Here is a 1,322-nt window from a genome sequence, read left to right on the forward strand (position 1 = left end):
TGGGCAGGGGAATCAGACAGTTGGCCACGTCCTGGGCAGAAGAAAACTGGCCGTCAGTCCGCACGGACAGGGTGTTAGCCCCATTGTCCACGCTGCCGGCGGGAATGGCAACATTCTCCGCTGAAAGAATCTGGGCGATATACGTGAGAGACAGCCCGTAGCCTGCCAGCTTCTCCGTGTAAGTTTCCACGGCAATCTCGTTTTCAAAGCCGCCCTGCACATCCACGGAGGCCACGCCCTCGATGCGCTCCAGCGCGGGAGAAATGGTGTCGACCGCAGTGGCCTGAAGAGACGCCAGATCTGCACCCCGTAGCGCAATGACCATTACGGGCATCGCGTCCATGTCCATGGCCATCATCACGGGGTCGGTGGCATCGTCGGGCAGGGTGCTTTTCACCATACCCACCTTGTCCCGTAGGTCCGTCATGGCGGTGTCAAGATTGGTGCCGTCGGTAAAGGTTACGATTACAAGGGACATGTTTTCAACGGAGTAGGAATAGAGCTTATCCATGCCCGCCACCGAAGCAGAAGCGCTCTCCAACGGGACGGTGACCAGATTCTCCACCTCCTGAGGACCCGCCTGATAGGTGGAATACATCAGCACCATCGGAAGCTCAATATCCGGCAGCAGCGCCAAAGGCAGTTGGGAAAAGCCCATCACGCCGAAGACCGCCACCATCACGCAGGCCATGATGGTGGTAACCTTATGGCGAATGGAAAATGAAACGATATTCATGCCGCCTTGCCCTCCGCGCTTTGCACCGCCGCCTGAGAAGAGGCCACATCAGAGGAGGCCGCGCCGCTTTCAGCTCCGGAAGCACCCGCGCCGTCCTCCGGCGCCGGGGCATTGGTGACGCGGACAGGGGCCCCGTCGCTGAGATAGCTCTGCCCGCGGGTCACAAGCTGCTCGCCGCCGTGAAGCCCGGAGGTGACCTCCGTTTGCTTCTCACCCACAAGGCCGGTGGTCACATTTACCTGATAGGCCGTGTCGCCGTCCACCACATAGACGGACTGGCTTCCGTCCTCTCCCGTAAGGATCGCCTCCGTGGGAATGAGCACCGTGCCCGTCCGGGAATCGGTGCGGAAGGTGGCCCGGGCAAACATGCCGATGGAGACTTTCATATCCTTGGGCAAATCAATATGTACCTCATACAGTGCCGAGGGCAGGCTGACCGCGGAGGCCACAGAGGCCACCGTTCCCTGCACCGTCGTCTCTCCCACGGAGGGAATGCTGATTTCCACTGCATCACCCACGCCGATGGAGGGCTGCAGCGTCTCGGAGACGTTCACCACCACCTGAGGACGGCCGATCTCGGAAATCA

At 60.5% G+C, this 1,322-nt stretch carries 2 protein-coding genes; both read right to left on the bottom strand.

What is annotated here, in order from left to right; translation table 11 throughout:
• Nucleotides 1–736, bottom strand: a 736-nt coding sequence (locus tag B2W96_RS11515) for an efflux RND transporter permease subunit (protein WP_293010550.1), incomplete at its 3' end; no start/stop codon positions are given.
• Nucleotides 733–1,322, bottom strand: a 590-nt coding sequence (locus tag B2W96_RS11520) for an efflux RND transporter periplasmic adaptor subunit (RefSeq protein ID WP_293010552.1), incomplete at its 5' end; no start/stop codon positions are given. The genes B2W96_RS11515 and B2W96_RS11520, both read right to left, overlap by 4 nt.

This window comes from Oscillibacter sp. UBA6647, from assembly GCA_002455655.1.
GTDB lineage: Bacteria > Bacillota > Clostridia > Oscillospirales > Oscillospiraceae > Oscillibacter.